The organism is Plantactinospora sp. WMMB334 (assembly GCF_049179095.1).
Classification (GTDB): Bacteria; Actinomycetota; Actinomycetes; order Mycobacteriales; family Micromonosporaceae; genus Plantactinospora.
On the sequence record NZ_JBMHME010000002.1, the window covers coordinates 3,174,739 to 3,192,103 of the forward strand.

Here is a 17,365-nt window from a genome sequence, read left to right on the forward strand (position 1 = left end):
AGTACCCGTCACCCGGTCCAACTGCCCCGACGCCCGCCCGGAGACGACATTCCTGTGACGGATCGTGGACACCCGGTCGGGAGGGCGGCCGGGTGTGGTCGTGCGGGCGGCCGGGTCTAGTCGCGCAGTCGGGCGAGGTGCCGCATCTTGTTCATCGCGTCGAGGGCGGCGACCTTGTACGCCTCGGCGAGCGTCGGATAGTTGAAGACCGCGTCGACCAGATAGTCCACGGTGCCGAGACAGGCCATCACGGCCTGCCCGATGTGCACGAGCTCGGTGGCCCCGGTGCCGAAGATGTGCACCCCGAGCAGGCGGCCGGTGTCCGGCGAGACCAGCAGTTTCAGCATCCCGTAGGAGTCGCCGCTGATCGCGCCCCGGGCGAGTTCCCGGTAGCGGGAGATGCCGACCTCGAACGGGACCTTGTCCCGGGTGAGTTCGTCCTCGGTCCGGCCGATGAAGCTGATCTCCGGGATCGTGTAGATGCCGATCGGCTGGAACTCCGACAGGGCCCGGGCCGGTTCACCACAGGCGTGATGCGCCGCCAGCCGGCCCTGCTCCATCGAGGTGGAGGCGAGCGCGGGAAAGCCGATCACGTCACCGACCGCGTAGACGTGCGGCACCGCGGTCCGGAAGTCGTCGTCGACCTCGATCCGCCCCCGGCTGTCGGCGGCCAGGCCGGCGTTCTCGAGGTCGAGTTCGCTGCCGAGGCCCTGGCGGCCGGCCGAGTACATCACGGTGTCGGCGGCGATCCGTTTGCCGCTCTCCAGCACCGCGATGGCACCTCGGGCGTGCCGCTCCACCGCGGCCACCGCCTCGCTGAACCGGAAGGTCACCGCCAGGTCCCGGAGGTGGTATTTCAGCGCCTCCACGATCTCCAGATCGCAGAACTCGAGCATCCGGTCGCGCCGCTCGACCACGGTGACCTTGGTGCCGAGGGCGGCGAACATCGAGGCGTACTCGATGCCGATCACCCCGGCCCCGACGACGACCATCGAGTTCGGCACCCGCTCCAGGTTGATGATGCCGTCCGAGTCGATGATCGTACGCTCGTCGAAGTCCACACTGGCCGGTCGCGCCGGGCGGGTGCCCACGGCAATAATGATCTTGTCGGCGGTCACCTTCGACTCCCGCCCCACCGGGTCGGTCACCGTGATCGTGTGCGGGTCGGCGAAGCGACCGGTGCCGGTGATCAGCCGGACCCGGTTGCGCGCCAACTGGCTGCGGATCACGTCGATCTCACGGCCTATCACGTGCTGGGTCCGCGCGGTCAGATCGGCGACCGTGATGTCGTCCTTGAGCCGGTAGCTCTGGCCGTACACCTCCCGCTGGCTCAACCCGGTGAGGTAGAGCACCGCCTCACGCAACGTCTTGGACGGCACCGTGCCGGTGTTGATGCACACCCCACCGACCATGTGCTGCCGTTCCACCACCGCCACCCGGCTACCGAGTTTGGCCGCCGCGATCGCGGCCTTCTGACCGCCCGGTCCCGAACCCAGCACGAGCACGTCGAAGTCATGCACCCCTACAGTCTGGCAGCCGGCTGATCGCGGCGCTCCGGTCCGATCGGTCGGTTACCGCCGAGGAGACGGATCTCACCACCGCCCGGCCATCAGCCGGTGCAGGTTCCGCCGCCACGCGTCGGCAAAGCCCGCATCGCCACGTCCGGACGCCCAGACCACGATGAAGACCGCGGTGAGCGCTCCGCAGGCGTGCAGCACCGCCCGGTCGGCGGCGTCGACGGTACGCCCGTAGCCGGCCAGGAAGGCGTCCCGCAGGTCGGGCCGGTCCCGCCAGGGGCCGAAGTAGAGCCGGTTGAGGTCGTTGACCCAGACCTCGGGTCCGGTCCATTCGAAGTCGATAACGTGCGGCCTGCCATCCTCGACCAGCCAGTTGCGCGGGCCGTAGTCGAGATGGCAGGGCACCCGGGCCGGCGCCGGCAGGCCGGAGAGGTTGCGCAGCTCCGCCCGGACGAAGTCGAGTTCCCGGGCCTCGAACAGCCGGCTCCCGCCCCGGGCCGAGAGCCGGGCCAGGTCGTCGAGCTTCTCGGCGACCAGGTCGGTCCAGGGCGGTAGCGTCTCGGCGTCGTGCAGCCGGCGCAGGAGGACGCCCGCCTCGTACTGCACTCCGGGATCCCCGACGTGGTCGAGTCCGCTCCCGCCGGGCACCGCCGAGAGCACCAGCGCGAGCCGTTCGTCGTCGTACGCCCGCAGTCGCGGCGCCCGCTCGCCCAGGCCGGGCACCCAGCGCCGGTACGCGGTCAACTCCCGTCGGTAGTGCTCCGGGTCGCCGTGCCCCTTGACGAACCAGGTCGCTCCGGCGCCGTCGCGCAGTTCGAGGACGCCCGTGCCGCCGTGTCCCCAGGACCGGTCGGCGACCAGGCGTCCGGAGCCGAGCACCCGACGCGCGTATCCGGCCAGATCTCGCATGCTCACCTCGCGGGTGGTCGGGACCGGCCGGATCGGTTCGGTGCGGTCAGGTCCGGCGCGGCAGGGTGTGCAGCGCGACGTCGTGCAGCCGGCCGTCGGATATCCGCGCGGTCAGGTAGGTCGCGTAGGGCTGGCGGCGCCGGTCCGTCGGCGAGCCGGGATTGAGCAGCCGCAACCCGCCCGGCGCCACGCTGTCCCACGGGATGTGGGAGTGCCCGAAGACCAGGATGTCGACATCGTCGCCGAAGCGGGCGGCGCAGCGGCGCTCCCGCCCACCGGCCGGCCCGGTCTCGTGCACCACCGCGACCCGCAGGCCGGCCAGCTCGACCCGGGCGACCTCCGGCAGCCGGGCCCGCAGCTCCGGCCCGTCGTTGTTGCCGTGCACCGCCACCAGCCGGGCGGCGCGGGCCACCAGCGCGTCCAGCAGCGGTTCCTCCACCCAGTCCCCGGCGTGGACGACCACGTCCGCCTCGTCGACCGCCGCCCAGAGTTGTGGGGGCAGATCGCGGGCCCGCTTGGGGACGTGGGTGTCCGCCATCAGCACCAGGCGCACGTCTCCACCCTAACGTTCATGAACAGTCGTCGGCCCGGCAGGACGGGCATCGGCCCGACAGGGCAACCGAACGGGCATCGGCCCGACAGGGCAACCGAACGGGCATCGGCCCGACAGGGCAACCGAACGGGCATCGGCCCGACAGGGCAACCGAACGGGCATCGGCCCGACAGGGCAACCGAACGGGCATCGGCCCGGCCGCCATGGGCCGGACCGACGCCTGGGCGGACGCGGCGTGTCCGGAAGGTCGCGCCGCGCCCACGTACGAGGAATCGACGAGAGCTCCGGAAAGAGTCATCACCTGCCTTCCTGTGCAGGGGCGTGCGTGCCGCCGCCGGCCGGAGGGCCGCGCTGCCGCCGCCACCGGCACCCCGTCAACGTGCTCTGGACGGCGACGAATCGCTCGCCGTCGGGCGGCCCGACCGGCCACAGCGGGGGCCGGGGCGCCGGCTGTGGCCTGGCCGGCGGAGGGGGTGGCGGTTCGTGCCAGCAGGCGTCGATGAGCGCCTCGAACTCGGCCCGCATCAGATCGTCGTCATGCTGCACCAGCTCGACGAAGGCCTCGTGCACCGATCGGGATGTCGAGGCTGCCTGCCGCACGTCGCTGTTCATCTCCCTCACCCCCACCGCCGGTGGCGCCGGGACCGGCGAACCGCCGGACCGGTCAGGCCACACCGCCGTGGCGCCGGACCAACTCCGCGCCGACCCGGCCGGTCGGCTCGGCGCCGGCCGGGCCCGCCCCGTCAGGCCGCTGTGGCGCTGATGACCTTCTGCGACGGGTTGTCGGCGCCGGAGGCGACCGCCACCCGGCGCGGCTTGGCCTGCTCCTTCACCGGGATGCGGATCGCCAGCACGCCGTTGTCATGGCTCGCCTCGATCCGGTCGGTGTCCAGGCCGTCGCCGAGGAAGAGTTGCCGGGAGAAGACCCCGAGCGAGCGCTCCGAGACCTGGACCCGGGTGCCGTCGGCGAGGTGCGGCGGCCGGCGCTCGGCCCGCACGCTCAGCAGGTTGCGCTCCACGTTGATCTCGATCGCCTCCGGGGCGACCCCGGGCAGGTCGAACGCGACGACGAACTCGTCGTCGTTGCGGTAGCAGTCCATCGGGATGGCCGTCGGCCGGGACCAGGTGCCCGGGTGCAGCGTGCCGAGGGCCTGCTGCGCGAGTCGATCGAACTCGTGGAAGGTGTCGGTGCGCATCAACATCTCGACTCCACCTCCTGTTACCGGTCAACACGTGGGGTCAATGCGCGACACCTCGGTTGTATCATGTCATCGTAACGATGACAAGCAGCTCGTCATCAGACTGATGACGAGAGCTTCGTGAGCGCCACGCCACGTCGATGGCGTCGATCAGCGGAGGGTCGGATGGACGGGCGGGAGCAGCAATCCGGGGTGACCCGCACGTCCGGAGCCGGCGAGCCGGCGGCCGGTGCCGCGTTCGACCGTGTGCAGGCGGTCACCAGCCGGATCGGCGGCGCGACCCGGCCTCCCCGTGATGCCGACCAGAAGGTGACCGTCGACGACGCGCTCGCGGCGCTCGCCCTGCTCCGGCAGCTCCGCACCGAGCTGGAGTCGTGGGAGCCGCGCCTGATCGCCGCCGCCCGGGAGCGCGGAGCAAGTTGGGCGGAGTTGGCGCCGGCACTCGGGGTGGCGAGCCGGCAGGCCGCCGAACGGCGCTACCTGCGGTTGCGTCCGGCCACCGAAGAGGTGCCGCGGCAGACGCGCGACGATCGGGTGCTCGCCGAACGGGACCGGCGGGCCGGCGACCGCGCCGCGGCCGGCTGGGCTCGGGACAACGGCGCCGACCTGCGTCAGCTGGCCGGGCAGATCACCGCGCTGACCGACCTCGGACCGGCCGCTCGGACCAGCCTGGACCGGCTGCACGACGCCCTCGGCAACACCGACCCGAACGCCCTGGTCCGGCCGCTCTCCGATGCGCGGCAACACCTCCGGACCGACCATCCCGGTCTCGCGGCCCGGGTCGACGCGATGCACGAGCACCTGCACGACATCCGCCGGCGCACCCAGGAGCGGCGCACCAGCTCCCGAGAATGACCGCCCATCCCACCCACCGCCGGCTCCCCTTTTTGTTGACATCCCAAACTATTGACAAGCACCACCGGGCGATGTGAACCTCTGTCCAGGGACACCACCGCCGGAGCCGGACGGATGGTGCGGGGGCGCCGGGCAGCCTCCCGCGTACTCGCTCGTGCAATCGACGTCTGGGGATCCCATGTCTTCACTCGCCCAACCTCCGACCCCGGCCCGGCGCCGTACCGCGATGGTCCTGCGGATCCTCGCCGTCGCGGTGGCCGCGGTCGTCCTCCTCGCCACCGCCTTCGCGGTCACCCGGGACACCGCGAGCGCACACGGCTCGACGATCGACCCGGCCTCGCGCAACTACGGCTGCTGGAAGCGCTGGGGCAACGACTTCCAGAACCCGGCCATGGCCACCCAGGACCCGATGTGCTGGCAGGCGTGGCAGGCCGACCCGAACGCCATGTGGAACTGGAACGGCCTCTACCGGGAGGGCGTGAACGGTAACCACCAGGCCGCCGTGCCGAGCGGCCAGCTCTGCAGCGCCGGCGAGACCGGCGGCCCCCGGTACGCCGCACTGGACAATCCCGGCAACTGGCAGGCCACGAACGTCAGCACCAACTTCAACGTCAAGGTCCACGACCAGGCACTGCACGGAGCGGACTACTTCCTGGTCTACGTCACCCGGCAGGGGTTCAACCCGCTCACCCAGCGGCTGGGCTGGAACAATCTCGAACTCGTCCGGGAGACCGGCCGGTACGCCCCGGGCGAGGGCACCCGGGAGAACGGCGACCCGGTGCTGAACGGCGTCTCCATCACGATCCCGGTCAGCGCGCCGGGACGCTCCGGCCGGCACATCGTCTACGTGATCTGGAAGGCCAGCCACTCCGACCAGAACTACTACTGGTGCAGCGACGTCAACTTCGGCGGCAGCGGCGGCAACCCCCAGCCGACCGCCACACCGACCCGGACGCCGACCCCCACGCCGACCCGGACCACCCCGCCCCCGACCACCCCGCCGGGAAACCCGGGCGGCCCGGGTGGCTGCTCGGCGACGTACGCGGTCACCGGCACCTGGTCGGGCGGCTTCCAGGCCGAGGTACGGGTCACCGCCGGCAGCGCCGCGATCAGCGGATGGACGGTGAGCTGGACGTTCGCCAACGGCCAACAGGTGAGCAACTCCTGGGGTGCGACGATCACCAGCAGCGGATCCAGCGTCACCGCCCGCAACGCCGGCTACAACGGCGCGCTCGGCGCCGGCGCCAGCACCACCTTCGGGTTCCTCGGATCGCAGACCGGCAGCAACGCCGTACCGACCCTCAGCTGCACCGCCGCCTGACAGGTGCAAGGAAGGGCCCCCGCTTATCGTTTTCTGTTGTAGCGGGGGCCCTTCCTTGCAGCTAATCGAAGGAGATGTGCTCGAAGGCGTACGGGTTCGCCAGCTCGTCCCGGCGTTGCCGTAGCGCGTCGAGCGCACCGGTCAGCCGCGCCCGCCCGGCGAGTGGCAGTGCGATGGCGTCGCGCCGTCGCAGCCGCTCCCCCACCGCCATCGTGGCCAGGTCCTCGGCCAGCCGGCCCGGCTCGACGCCGTAGGAGAAGCGGTGCTGCCAGAGCCTGACCTGCTCGAACAGGTACTCCCCCGGCCGCACCTGGAGCCAGGCCCAGCCCTGGGCCGGGCCGCCCCGCCATTCCACGTGCAGGCTGCGCAGGATCGGGTCGACCAACTCCCGGTCGACGTACGCCTCGACGGCCACGGTCCGGGCAACCGCGCCGAGGTCGTTTACGTGGCCACGGCTGCCGTCCGGCAGCCGACCGACGATGTCGCGGTAGCTCAGTGGCCCGTCCGGGACCAGCTCGGCGTACTCGGCCGGGTCGCCCACCGCCTCCCGGAAGGCCCGCGCGTCGAGGACGTACTCGACGATCCGGCGCCCGTGTGTGACCGGCTGCAACGTGCCCGACTCGATCCGCAGCAGTCCCAGCCCGACCGCGTCGCAGACCGCCTGCTTCATCCGGTCGCCGCGCTGCGACCGGGCGGTGCGGGTACTGGCGTCGACGAACTCGACGGCGAAGGTGGCCGCCCGCCCGTCCGGATCGGAGACCACGAAGTCCAGGATGGCCCGAGCGGCCGCGTTCCACTGGTTGCCGGTGATCCCCTCCGGCCGGCGCGGCACGAGCTGGCCGAGCCGCTCGCGCGGCCGGACGACCCGACCGGCCCGCTCGAAGACCTCCAGCGCCGACACCGGGTCGACGGGGTCGACCGGTAGCCGGGTGGACCGCGCCGACGGATCCGCGCCGCCGCTGCCGGGCTCTGCCATTCCTCTGGTCCGTAACATCCGCTCGCCGCCCTTCGCCTTCCGGCCGGCGGAAGGTGCCCACCATGCTAGGAACCCTGTCGGGGTCACCCGCCGCCGGTCCGGCTTCTGCATAGCTCGTGCCGTAGCGTGCCGATCGTGGCTGCTGGTCCTGAAACGACGGTCTATGCTCGCTTCATCCGATTCCTTCTGGAGGGAGTACCGTGCGCCGACTCGTCCGAGGCGTGGTGGCACCGGTCGCCGTGATACTCGCGCTGGCCGCGACTCCGGTGGTGGCCCGCGCCGCCGCCGGCCCGTTCGACCGCTATCTCGACCAGGAACTCAGCTGGGGCGCCTGCCTCTTCACCCCGCCGGAGCAGGCGGCAGCCACCGAATGTGCCCTGGTCACCGTCCCGCGCGACTGGGCGGCGCCCGATGCCGGCGTGGATCTGCGGGTCTCGATCAGCCGGGCCAGGGCCACCGGCGAACGCCTCGGCGCAATCCTGGTCAACCCGGGCGGGCCCGGCGGCCAGGGCAGCTCGCTGGCCGGGATCCTGGCCGCGCTCCAGCCGGCCGTGCACGAACGGTACGACTTCGTCGGCATGGACCCGCGCGGCACCGGTCACGAGGGCGGCACCGCCCCGGACCAGCTCGGACTGATCTGTGAGATCCCGGTGGGCCGGCTCTCGACCCGGACCGACCTCGACGCCCGGGACCGGTCCGCCGAGAGCATCGCCGAGCACCAGAAGGCACCCCGGGCCGTCGCCGAGGCCTGCCAGAGCAGGGCGCTGACCCCGTTCATCACCACCTGGCAGACCGCGTACGACATGGAGCTGATCCGGCAACTGCTCGGCGACTCCACCCTGAACTACCTCGGCTACTCCTACGGCACCTGGCTGGGTGCGAAGTACGCGTCGCTCTTTCCGGACAGCGCCGGCAAGATGATCCTCGACTCCAGCGTCAACTGGCAGGGCCGGCTACAGGCCGCCTTCGAGGCGTTCCCGATGATCGGGCAGCGCCAGCGCGACGACGTCTACCTGCCGTGGACGGTGCGGCAGTTCCCCGAGATCGTCGGCACCACCCCGGCGGAGGCGGCGCGGACCTGGGAGCAGGCCCGCGAGTACGTCCAGACGCTCGGCATCTCCGGCGACACCTACGACAGCCTCTTCGTGGGCATGGGCAACGAGCTGCGCTGGCTTCTCGCCACCCTGGTCTTCACGTTGGCGGCACAGGAGATGCGGGGCGAGACCCCGGAGACGGGTATGCCGGACACCCTGCGCACCGAGCTGGCGGCGCTGGCCCGGTCGGAGTACGGCGTACCGCTCGCGGAGCTGACGGTGCGGAGGATCGCGGCCGAGGTCCCCGAGGACTACACGCTGTTCCCCGGCACCCGGGTCGCCGTCGCCTGCGGTGACCAGCCCACCCGTTCCGCCGCCTGGTACCGGCGGCTCAGCGACCGGCAGGGCCCGCGCTACCCGCTCTTCGGTTGGGCGTACGGGCTCTCCGAGCCGTGCGGTTTCTGGTCCGACGCGCCCCGGCAGACCCTGCCGAACCTTCCGGCGGAGGTCGCCTCGAAGGTGCTGGTCGTGCAGGCCGAGTTCGACCCGCAGACCGGCTACGAGCAGGCGCGGGCGGCGGTCCGGGCGGCGCCCGGGGTCAGCATGGTCTCGATCGACGACGCCACCTTCCACGCCCAGTACGCGATCGACGGCAACCCGTGCGTCGACGGGATGGTGAACGTCTTCCTGCTGCACAACTCGCGCCCGTCCGACACCACCTGCCCCGGCCGGCCGCTGCCGGGCGAGACCGGGGTCTTCCCGGTCGCCGGCCCGGTGAAGCGGGACAACCGCGCGCTCGACCCGGCGGCACGGCGGTCGGCCGAGAGCCTGCCCGAGCTGCGCCAGCGGGTGCGGGAGCGGATCGCCCTGGTGGACCCGGAGCAGCTCACCCTGGTCAACCGGTAACGGATCGCTCTGCTCGGGCCGGCCTGGCCGGCTGGCGGATCGCTCTGCTCGGTTCGGCCTGGCCGGTCGGCGGGTCGCCCCCGTCAGCCGGCCAGGCCGAACCGCTCGGAGTGGATCTGGCGCCGCGGCACGCGCAGTTGCCGGAGGCTACGCAGCACGGCGGCGGTCATCCCGGCCGGGCCACAGACGAAGATGTCCCGCTCGCGGATGTCGGGCACCAGCTCCCGCAGGTGGTCCGGGCCGAGGATCGGGCCCGTCGGCGGCGCCGGCCGGGATGGACCTGTGACCAGCCGCAGGTCGGCGCCGCGCGCCTCGGCCAGCGCCCGCAACTCGTCGACGAGGACGGCGTCGGCCGTGGAGCGGACCCGGTACAGCACGACGATGTGGCCGCCGAGGCCCTCCAGGAGCGACCGGATCGGTGTCACCCCGACGCCGCCCGCCACCAGCAGGGTCGCCGTCCGGGTCCGGTGCATGCCGGTGAAGGCGCCGTACGGTCCCTCGGCGAAGACCCGGGTGCCGACCGGGATCCGGCGCAGTCCGGCGCTGCCCGTGCCGACGGCCTTGGCGGTCAGCCGCAGCGAGCAGCCGTCGGGTGCGGTGGAGAGCGAGAAGGGGTTCGCCTGCCACCAGCGGCCCCGGGTGAGGAAGCGCCACAGGAAGAACTGGCCGGCCTGCGCCGGCAGCCGGTCGAGGCGGCGCCCGGTGACGTAGACCGACACGACGTTCTCCGACTCGGATACGACCCGCTCCACCCGGAACCGGTGGCGGAGGTTGCGCCACAGCGGCAGGAGTACCCGACCGGCCAGCACGGCGCCGAGCGCCACGCCCCAGAGCGTCCACCAGTACGCCGTGGCGAACGCCGACGCCGTGAAGGTGGTGCCGACGGCGATCTGGTGGGTGAGGGCGAGGAGCACCGCGACGTAGGTGCCGAGGTGCAGCAGATGCCAGGTCTCGTAGGGCAGCCGGCGGCGGGCGAACCGGGCCGAGACGAGTCCGATCGTCAGGAGCAGACCGCCGGCGATCATCGCCCACGCCACCCCCTCCCAGGTCGTCGCCAGGTCGACCACCTGCCCGGAGAACGACGTCCCGGACATCATGGCCAGCCCGAACACGATGCAGGTGGCGTGCGCGACGACGGTCCAGAGCAGGGTGTAGCCGGTCCACCGGTGCCAGGCGGTGAGCCGGTCCATCCCGATCCGGCGGTCGAGCCAGGGCAGCCGCGCGATCAGCAGCAGTTGCAGGGCCATGATCAGGGCGGCGTGCAGGCCGAAGAACCGGCCCAGCACGAAGTAGACGTTCGACCCGGGGTACGGAGAGACGACGAGCAGCCAGTTCACCACGGCGACGTTCGCGGCGACGCCGAGCCACAGTGCGAGGCGACCCAGCGTGCCGGGGGGTACCCGGGGGATGGCGATCTGCAGGACAGCGGGGGTGGTCACTCGGGCGATCCCTTCTGAGAGGCCGGCCGCCGGACGGACCGGACGGACCGCCGGACCGGTGGTGGCACCGTACGCGGCGGCGTACCACCACGCGGTGGCGTACAACCGCCGACACGGATCCGGGGCGCCGAGCGGACGGCAACTGTCGGAAAGGCGACGGAGATCACGTGCCGGCGCAGCGGCGTCGAGGTTCACCCGGAGTTCGGTCACCGTTGGCGACAGAAATGATCTCTGTTCGACGGCTCCCGTCGTACTGATCAGCGGTTTCTTCCGCGATCCGAGGAGCACGATCATGCAGCAGACGCCGAACCGGCGCAGATTCCTCCAGGGCGCCGGGCTGGTCGGGGCCGGACTGGTGGGCGCGGGTACGGCCGGGACCGCCGTCCCGGGCGCCGCACTCGCCAACCAGCAGACCGGTAGCGCCGCCGAACGCCACGGGGGCGCCGGAGGCCACGGCCGCCGTACCGATCCCGGGTCGCCCCGGTTCACCGTGGCCGTCATCCCCGACACCCAGTATCTCTTCGACGCCGACCGGGGCGACCCGGCGCCGCTCACCGCCACACTGCGCTGGATCCAGGAGCACCAGGCGGAGCAGAACATCCTCTTCACCGCCCACCTCGGCGACATCGTGGAGAACGCGGCCGCCGCCGAACTGCGCCAGGCCGGAAAGGTCTTCGAGCTCTTCGACCGGCGGCGCACCCCGTACAGCGTGCTGGCCGGCAACCACGACATCGACCCGTCCACCACCGACCAGCGCGGGCCGAGTCCGTACCTCGACGTCTTCGGGCCGCGCCGGTTCCGCACCTCGCCCGCGTACCGGGGCGCCACCCCTGACGGCTACAACACCTACCACGTCTTCACCGGGGCCGGCCGGGAGTGGCTGGTGCTCGCCCTCGACTGGCGGCCCTCCGACGCCACGCTCGGCTGGGCGAAGTCGGTGCTGGCGACGCATCCGCGTACCCCGGTCATCCTGACCACCCACGACCTCGCGCACGCCGACGAGAGTGGCGTCGCGGAGCTCTCCGGCCACGGCCAGCGGCTCTGGGACGGGCTGGTCCGGGAGAGCGATCAGATCTTCCTGTCCCTCAACGGGCACTTCTGGCCGCCGGGACGCACCGTGCTGCGCAACGACGCCGGGCGGGACGTGCACGTACACATCACCAACTACCAGGACCGCTACTACGGCGGCGGGGCGATGCTCCGGCTCTACCACTTCGACCTGGCGCGCGACACCATCGACGTGGAGACCGTCTCGCCGTGGATCCTCGGGCAGTCCCCGGAGCGGCGCAACGCCCTGGAGCGGCGGGAGGTCGAGCTGACCGACCCGGCCAACCGGTTCAGCCTCGCCGTCGACTTCGCCGACCGGTTCGCCGGCTTCGCCCCGGTGCCGCCCCGCCCACCGCGCACCCCGGCCGCCGTCCTGGTCGACGGCACGGTCGCGTACTGGCGCTTCGACCAGGGCCGGGCGGACGGCGCCGCCGTACCGGACGGCTTCCGGATCGCGGACCTCTCCGGCCGGGGCAACCACCTGACCCGGGTCATCCTTCCCGGCGGCGGTCCGGAGACGCTGCGCTGGTCCGCCGAACACCACGACGACCAGCCGGCGCACGCCAGCCTCTTCTTCGACGGCGGCAAGCGGCCCGCGCGCGGTGGCTACCTGCGTACGGTGGACGGGGCCCCGGTGAACGCGGCGACGTTCGGCAAGGGCTACACCATCGAGGCGTTCGTGAAGCTGCCGGCGGACGTGCGGAGCACCGACCACGCCTGGATGAGCATCCTGAGCCGGTTCGGCTCCGGCCGGGACGCGGGCAAGACCGGCGGTGACCCGGCGGAGCCGATCGCCACGCTGAGCATGTCGGACGGCATGGCGTTGCAGTGGGCCGTCTTCCCGGTCAACCAGGACGGCATCTCGACCAACTGGGGCCACGAGATGCGCGCCGACGAGTGGTTCCACGTCGCGATCGTCAACGACGGCCGGCACACCACCCTCTACGTCGACGGCGCCGAACTGCTCCGCAACCCGTCGACCCCGGCCCGGGGGCTCGCCACCTCGCACGAGCCGTGGCTCGTCGGCGCCTACCACTACGACCGCGTCGTCGAGCAGGGCTTCTACGGCTGGATCGGCGACCTGCGCATCGTCGACCGGCCGCTGCCGGTCGGCCGGTTCCTCCGGGCCTGACCCGGCGGACGAGGCGCCTCCCCGCCCGGGTCCGGCCGGATCTAGCGGCGGGGGGCTCTGATCGTGGCGACGGCTCGGTCGTAGAGGTCGAGCATGTCGGCGTCGCCGTTGGCGGCGATCCAGGCGTCGGAGGCGGTGTCGACACAGGACAGCACCGCAGAGACGATCACCGACGCGGCGAACTCGGCGTCGGGGCCCCCGACACGCCGGGCGACGAGCGGCACGAGCGCATCGCGCCAGTGCTGGCGCTTCTCGAAGAGGCGGGCGCGCAGCGAGGGGGTCTCGTGCATCATCCGGGCGACGGCGAGGTCGGCCACGGGATCGTTGAAGGTCTCGGGTTGCGCGTCGATCATGGCGCCGCGTAGCGCGTCCCAGGGATCCTCGGCGTCGGGGCGCTCGCGGAGAGCGCGCGCCACGGCGTCGCCCCGGGCGGCCAGGTCGCCGAGGAGCACATCTTCCTTGCTGCCGAAGTAGCGGAAGAACGACCGCCGCGATATCCCGACCGTCTCGACGATCTGGTCGACGGTCGTCGCGTCGAAGCCGTGTCTGACGAAGAGCGCACACGCCGCAGTGGAGATCTCCGCACGGAGCGCCGCGCGCTGGCGGTCCCATGCGGTTGTCTTCGCCACCACCCCAGCCTACACCGAATGTCCATCTGGCACTTGGTGCCAGGTTGGCGTACGGTGTCTGCATGGCCATCGCCTACCACACCCAGACGGTCCTGATCACGGGCGCGAGCTCCGGCATCGGCCGCAGCTTCGCCGCCGCCCTCGCCGCCCGTGGGGCGGATCTTGTCCTGGTCGCCCGGCGTGCCGACCGGCTCGAAAGCCTTGCGGCCGAGCTGCGCGACCGGCACAGCGTCGTTGCGCACCCGATCCCGTTCGACCTGTCGACGCCGTCGGCCGGCGCGAAGCTGCGCGATGCGACAGCGGAGCGGGGCATCCACGTCACGAGCCTCGTCAACAATGCCGGCTTCGGCTCCTTCGGCCCGTTCACGGGCGAGGACCCCGAGCGGCTCGCCGGGGAGATCGCTGTCGACGTCTCCGCGCCGGTCCAGCTCACGGCGGCGTTCCTGCCACAGATCCTGGCCACCGGCGGCGGCGGTTTCGTGATCAATGTCGCCAGCATGGCCGCCTACGCCCCGACGCCTCGGATGGCCGTCTACGGCGCCGCCAAAGCGTTCGTGCTCAGTTTCACCGAGGCGCTCTGGGCGGAACTCCGGGGCACCGGGGTCGCCGTCTTCGCCCTCTCTCCCGGCGCGACGAGCACCGAGTTCAACCAGGTCGTCGGCACCGACGACGCGACCGCCGGAGCACGGATGCGCCCGCCCGAGGCCGTCGTGGCAACCGCACTGGCCCACCTCGACCGGCACTGCCCGGGCCCCAGTGTCATCGACGGCCGTCGCAACCGGCTCGGCGTGAACGCCGTCCGGCTGCTCCCCCGCCGTGCGGTCGCCAGGCTGGCGGAACGCATCAGCGACCCGAGCCGCCGCCACCGCGGGCGCACCCGGGCCACAACATAGCTGCGATCCTCCTTCCCGGCACCGGTCGATACTCCGGTCGGTTGCGCCGGCCCGGGTTCCGTCACGCGTAGTCGATCCTCGGCTTCGAAAGACGGGGGTCGAGATCGGGAAACGAGTTGTCACCGAAGAGGATCCGTGCGGCCAGCAGACGGCCGGCACGGTGGCGCAGCACGGCCACCGCCGCCTCCGCCACGGCGGGAGACCGGATGCCGGCGAGGATCCGGCGCAGCGCCAGCCGGCCCCGGAACCGGCTCCGCAACGCGTTTCCGTCGTAGCGGTGCAGTATGCGGCGGTCACCGATACGCAGGTATTCGGCGGTGACCACCGCCGCCAGTTCCGACATCCGCAGGCACGGGTCCAGACCGCCGGCGGTCAGCGGCGACACCGCCCCGGCCGCGTCACCGACGAGCAACCCGGCCGGGCACGCGAGCCGGCGCAGCACGCCACCGACCGGGATCGGACCGCCCCGACGCTCGATTGGGCCGGTCGGCGCGGTACTGCCGGGTGCGTCGGCGGCGAAGCTCTCCAGCAGGTGGCGGATGCCGCTGCGCATCGCGTCCGGATATCCGGCGACCCCGAGGTGCGCGTGCCGGCCGTCGTCGATGAGCCAGCCCAGGTAACCGGGAGCGACGCGTGGGTCCAGCACGCAGTGGAACGTCGGAGTGGTGCTGCCGGACGCGATCGGATGGACCAGTTCGGCGCCGACGATGAAGCGCCGGTTGACGTCGAGGCCGAGATCGCGGGCCACCCGGGAGCGTGCACCGTCCGCGCCCACGACGAACCGGGCCACCAGCGGCTCCGCTCCCGCGAACCGCACGGTTCCGGCCGACGCGCCGACATACCGTACGCCCAACCGGACCTGCGCCCCGGCCAACTCCGCCGCCCGGAGCGCGTGTGCGTAGACGCCCGCCATGTCGGCCACCCGGTATTCGTCGCGGTCACTGGTGAGCCGGATCGGCGCCCGCCGCGACGGCGGATACAGGAGCACGTCCCGGACGCCGGGCCCAAGGAGGTGGTCCGGCAGGTCGAAGTCGTCGAGGGTACGGCGGACGAAGATCCCCGTCGTCCGGATGCCCGTCGACAGCGACCGGCGGCGGTCCACCACCATCACCGTGAGGTCCCGTTCGGCGAGCAGTCGGGCCGTGTGCAGGCCGGCGAGGCCCGCACCCACGACCAGGACGTCTACTGTCTGCACACCCTGCGACGGTAGGGGGCCGTCCCCGCGTGGGCGACCGTTTGCACGCTATCCGTCGGGTACCTCCACACCGCCGCCACACTCGGAGCCACCGACGACGACGGAACGAGCGCCACGAACCTGTCCGGCTCTCTCGCGCCGGTCAGGGGACGGCCCGGACCCAGTTCCGGACGTCGGCGGCGCGTCCGTACTGAAGGTCGAGCAGTTGGGTCCGCAGGCGTGCGGTGATGGGGCCGGCCCCACCGTCGCCGACGGTGAACTCCGCGTCACGGTGCCGGACGCGGTCGATCCCCACGATCGTCGCGGCGGTCCCGCAGGCGAACACCTCGCTCAGCCGGCCGTTGGTTGCGTCCGCTCGCCATTGCTCGATCGTGTACGGGGCCTCGACAACCGGATGACCGGCCGCGCCGGCCAACGCGATGACCGAGTCTCTGGTGACGCCGGCGAGAACCGTGTCGCGCAGCGGCGGGGTCGTGATCCGGCCGTCGCGGAAGACGAAGAAGATGTTCATGCCGCCCAGCTCTTCGACGTCGGCCTGCCGCGCGGCGTCCAGGAACACCACCTGGTCGTACCCCGACGAGAGGGCGCGGTGGAGTGCGGGCAGCGACGCCGCGTAGTTGCCGGCACACTTGGCCGAGCCGGTGCCGCCCGCCGCCGCCCGGGAGTAGTCGTGGCAGACGTCGACGGAGATGGCGCCCGACCCACCGGAGAAGACCCCGCCGGCCGGAGAGGCGATGACACAGAAGAGGTACTCCTCGGCGGGGCGCATGCCGAGAAAAGGCTCGGTGGCGACCATGAAAGGACGCAGGTAGAGGCTGCCCCGGTCGGTGGGTGGTACCCAGCCACGATCGGCGGCAACCAGTTCCTCCACCGCGCGGACGAAAAGCTCGCTCGGCATCTCGGGCATGGCCAGGCGACGGGCCGACCGCTGGAACCGCGCGGCGTTCGCGTCCGGCCGGAAAAGCAGGACCCGGTCGTCCGGCGCCCGGTACGCCTTGAGCCCCTCGAAGATCGCCTGGCCGTAGTGCAGCACCGCCGCTGCCGGCGATACCGTCACCGACCCGAACCGCTCCACCCGCGCGCCGTGCCAGCCTTCGCCGGCCCGGTAGCCGATCCTGACCATGTGATCGGTGAAGACGCTGCCAAATCCCTTTCCGCTCGGAATCGGCTCGCCGGAATTTCTTGAAACTGCCGAACCGGCCTGCCGTTCGAAAATGACGTCTGGGCCGTAGCTCGTGGTTGTCACGATTCACCTCCAGGAACGTGATACGAGTGCATGATCCGACCCAGTACCGAGAAGCGGCGAGGCCGCGTGGATTCCGTTGAGGCAGGTGGAGGTCGGGCCGCCGAGTGAAGCGTTCACCCGCAGGATCTTGATGAAATCGTCGCCGGCATCGCGCACCATCGGCGTCCGCGGACCGCCGGACCCGGCTCCGGATGTCGGCAATGGCTCGTCCTTCACCAGGAGCAGTCCATCCCTTCCCGGACCGGTGCTCCAGTCCCTGGAAGTGGGGGCGTTCCCGCACCCCCGATGGTGACCGTCACTGGAATGGTTCAGGAACAGGCGACCATCGTGGCTTGAGCGAGACCGCTGACGTGCGTGCGGGACGCCCGTCCCGCAACCGCGGCCCCCACCACCTGCGGAACGCGATAGAGGATGCCCTATGCCCGGTGACTGAGCCCGACTATGATCCCCTCAGGCACCGCCGCGGTGGGGTGGAGAATCGGTGGATTCCGCCCGCCGTCGAGCGGGAGCGACC

The 17,365-nt window shown here is 71.9% G+C and carries 15 protein-coding genes; 5 read left to right on the forward strand and 10 right to left on the reverse strand.

All coding sequences use genetic code 11. The annotated features are described in order from the left end of the window. Nucleotides 1–116: 116 nt before the first annotated feature. From sthA to ACN27G_RS13690, 5 genes are all read right to left on the reverse strand, one after another. On the reverse strand, nucleotides 117–1,520 hold the full coding sequence (gene sthA / locus ACN27G_RS13670; protein WP_421493184.1) for a Si-specific NAD(P)(+) transhydrogenase: 1,404 nt from the start codon (nucleotides 1,518–1,520) through the stop codon (nucleotides 117–119). 72 nt (nucleotides 1,521–1,592) lie between these two features. Then, nucleotides 1,593–2,432: a hypothetical protein gene (locus tag ACN27G_RS13675; protein ID WP_421493185.1), complete on the reverse strand. Its 840-nt coding sequence runs from the start codon at nucleotides 2,430–2,432 to the stop codon at nucleotides 1,593–1,595. 40 nt (nucleotides 2,433–2,472) lie between these two features. Further along, entirely contained in the window at nucleotides 2,473–2,979 is a 507-nt protein-coding gene (locus ACN27G_RS13680; RefSeq protein ID WP_421493186.1) for a metallophosphoesterase family protein, read from the reverse strand. A gap of 297 nt (nucleotides 2,980–3,276) precedes the next feature. Then, nucleotides 3,277–3,591, reverse strand: coding sequence for a hypothetical protein (locus tag ACN27G_RS13685; protein WP_421493187.1), 315 nt, complete (start codon nucleotides 3,589–3,591; stop codon nucleotides 3,277–3,279). A gap of 131 nt (nucleotides 3,592–3,722) precedes the next feature. Further along, a complete protein-coding gene (locus ACN27G_RS13690; RefSeq protein WP_421493188.1) occupies nucleotides 3,723–4,181 on the reverse strand; it encodes an Hsp20/alpha crystallin family protein in 459 nt (152 codons plus the stop codon). Nucleotides 4,182–4,343: 162 nt separating this feature from the next. Here ACN27G_RS13690 and ACN27G_RS13695 point away from each other — a divergent pair, with 162 nt between their 5' ends. Together ACN27G_RS13695 and ACN27G_RS13700 are read left to right on the forward strand one after the other, a co-directional pair. Continuing rightward, a complete protein-coding gene (locus tag ACN27G_RS13695) occupies nucleotides 4,344–5,033 on the forward strand; it encodes a hypothetical protein (RefSeq protein WP_421493189.1) in 690 nt (229 codons plus the stop codon). Nucleotides 5,034–5,211: 178 nt separating this feature from the next. Then, the gene (locus ACN27G_RS13700) at nucleotides 5,212–6,354 is read left to right on the forward strand and encodes a lytic polysaccharide monooxygenase auxiliary activity family 9 protein (RefSeq protein WP_421493190.1); all 1,143 of its coding nucleotides are present in this window, start codon (nucleotides 5,212–5,214) and stop codon (nucleotides 6,352–6,354) included. A 61-nt stretch (nucleotides 6,355–6,415) separates the two neighbouring features. Here the strand turns inward: ACN27G_RS13700 and ACN27G_RS13705 are convergent, their stop codons facing one another. After that, the gene (locus ACN27G_RS13705; protein WP_421493191.1) at nucleotides 6,416–7,330 is read right to left on the reverse strand and encodes a DUF2726 domain-containing protein; all 915 of its coding nucleotides are present in this window, start codon (nucleotides 7,328–7,330) and stop codon (nucleotides 6,416–6,418) included. A gap of 200 nt (nucleotides 7,331–7,530) precedes the next feature. Here ACN27G_RS13705 and ACN27G_RS13710 point away from each other — a divergent pair, with 200 nt between their 5' ends. Further along, entirely contained in the window at nucleotides 7,531–9,270 is a 1,740-nt protein-coding gene (locus tag ACN27G_RS13710; protein WP_421493192.1) for an alpha/beta hydrolase, read from the forward strand. A gap of 83 nt (nucleotides 9,271–9,353) precedes the next feature. Here ACN27G_RS13710 and ACN27G_RS13715 read toward each other — a convergent pair whose 3' ends face one another. Further along, the gene (locus ACN27G_RS13715) at nucleotides 9,354–10,709 is read right to left on the reverse strand and encodes a ferric reductase-like transmembrane domain-containing protein (RefSeq protein ID WP_421493193.1); all 1,356 of its coding nucleotides are present in this window, start codon (nucleotides 10,707–10,709) and stop codon (nucleotides 9,354–9,356) included. Between the two features lie 292 nt (nucleotides 10,710–11,001). Here ACN27G_RS13715 and ACN27G_RS13720 point away from each other — a divergent pair, with 292 nt between their 5' ends. Next, nucleotides 11,002–12,888, forward strand: coding sequence for a LamG-like jellyroll fold domain-containing protein (locus ACN27G_RS13720; protein ID WP_421493194.1), 1,887 nt, complete (start codon nucleotides 11,002–11,004; stop codon nucleotides 12,886–12,888). Between the two features lie 41 nt (nucleotides 12,889–12,929). On the opposite strand, the gene ACN27G_RS13725 is transcribed toward ACN27G_RS13720, so the two are convergent. Beyond that, complete coding sequence (locus ACN27G_RS13725) at nucleotides 12,930–13,517, reverse strand: TetR family transcriptional regulator (protein WP_421493195.1); 588 nt, start codon at nucleotides 13,515–13,517, stop codon at nucleotides 12,930–12,932. 62 nt (nucleotides 13,518–13,579) lie between these two features. On the opposite strand from ACN27G_RS13725, the gene ACN27G_RS13730 reads away from it, so the two are divergent. Then, on the forward strand, nucleotides 13,580–14,410 hold the full coding sequence (locus ACN27G_RS13730; RefSeq protein ID WP_421493196.1) for an SDR family NAD(P)-dependent oxidoreductase: 831 nt from the start codon (nucleotides 13,580–13,582) through the stop codon (nucleotides 14,408–14,410). A 61-nt stretch (nucleotides 14,411–14,471) separates the two neighbouring features. Here ACN27G_RS13730 and ACN27G_RS13735 read toward each other — a convergent pair whose 3' ends face one another. After that, complete coding sequence (locus tag ACN27G_RS13735; RefSeq protein WP_421493197.1) at nucleotides 14,472–15,605, reverse strand: NAD(P)/FAD-dependent oxidoreductase; 1,134 nt, start codon at nucleotides 15,603–15,605, stop codon at nucleotides 14,472–14,474. Nucleotides 15,606–15,747: 142 nt separating this feature from the next. Next, nucleotides 15,748–16,851: a branched-chain amino acid aminotransferase gene (locus tag ACN27G_RS13740; RefSeq protein WP_421493198.1), complete on the reverse strand. Its 1,104-nt coding sequence runs from the start codon at nucleotides 16,849–16,851 to the stop codon at nucleotides 15,748–15,750. Between the last annotated feature and the right edge of the window lie 514 nt (nucleotides 16,852–17,365).

What these genes read in the sequence shown, in the direction of transcription:
- ACN27G_RS13685 (WP_421493187.1), bottom strand. Translation starts at nt 3,591, where the DNA reads ATGAACAGCGACGTGCGGCAGGCAGCCTCGACATCCCGATCGGTGCAC.
- ACN27G_RS13705 (WP_421493191.1), bottom strand. Translation starts at nt 7,330, where the DNA reads ATGGCAGAGCCCGGCAGCGGCGGCGCGGATCCGTCGGCGCGGTCCACC.
- ACN27G_RS13720 (WP_421493194.1), top strand. Translation starts at nt 11,002, where the DNA reads ATGCAGCAGACGCCGAACCGGCGCAGATTCCTCCAGGGCGCCGGGCTG.
- ACN27G_RS13730 (WP_421493196.1), top strand. Translation starts at nt 13,580, where the DNA reads ATGGCCATCGCCTACCACACCCAGACGGTCCTGATCACGGGCGCGAGC.
- ACN27G_RS13690 (WP_421493188.1), bottom strand. Translation starts at nt 4,181, where the DNA reads ATGTTGATGCGCACCGACACCTTCCACGAGTTCGATCGACTCGCGCAG.
- ACN27G_RS13695 (WP_421493189.1), top strand. Translation starts at nt 4,344, where the DNA reads ATGGACGGGCGGGAGCAGCAATCCGGGGTGACCCGCACGTCCGGAGCC.
- ACN27G_RS13700 (WP_421493190.1), top strand. Translation starts at nt 5,212, where the DNA reads ATGTCTTCACTCGCCCAACCTCCGACCCCGGCCCGGCGCCGTACCGCG.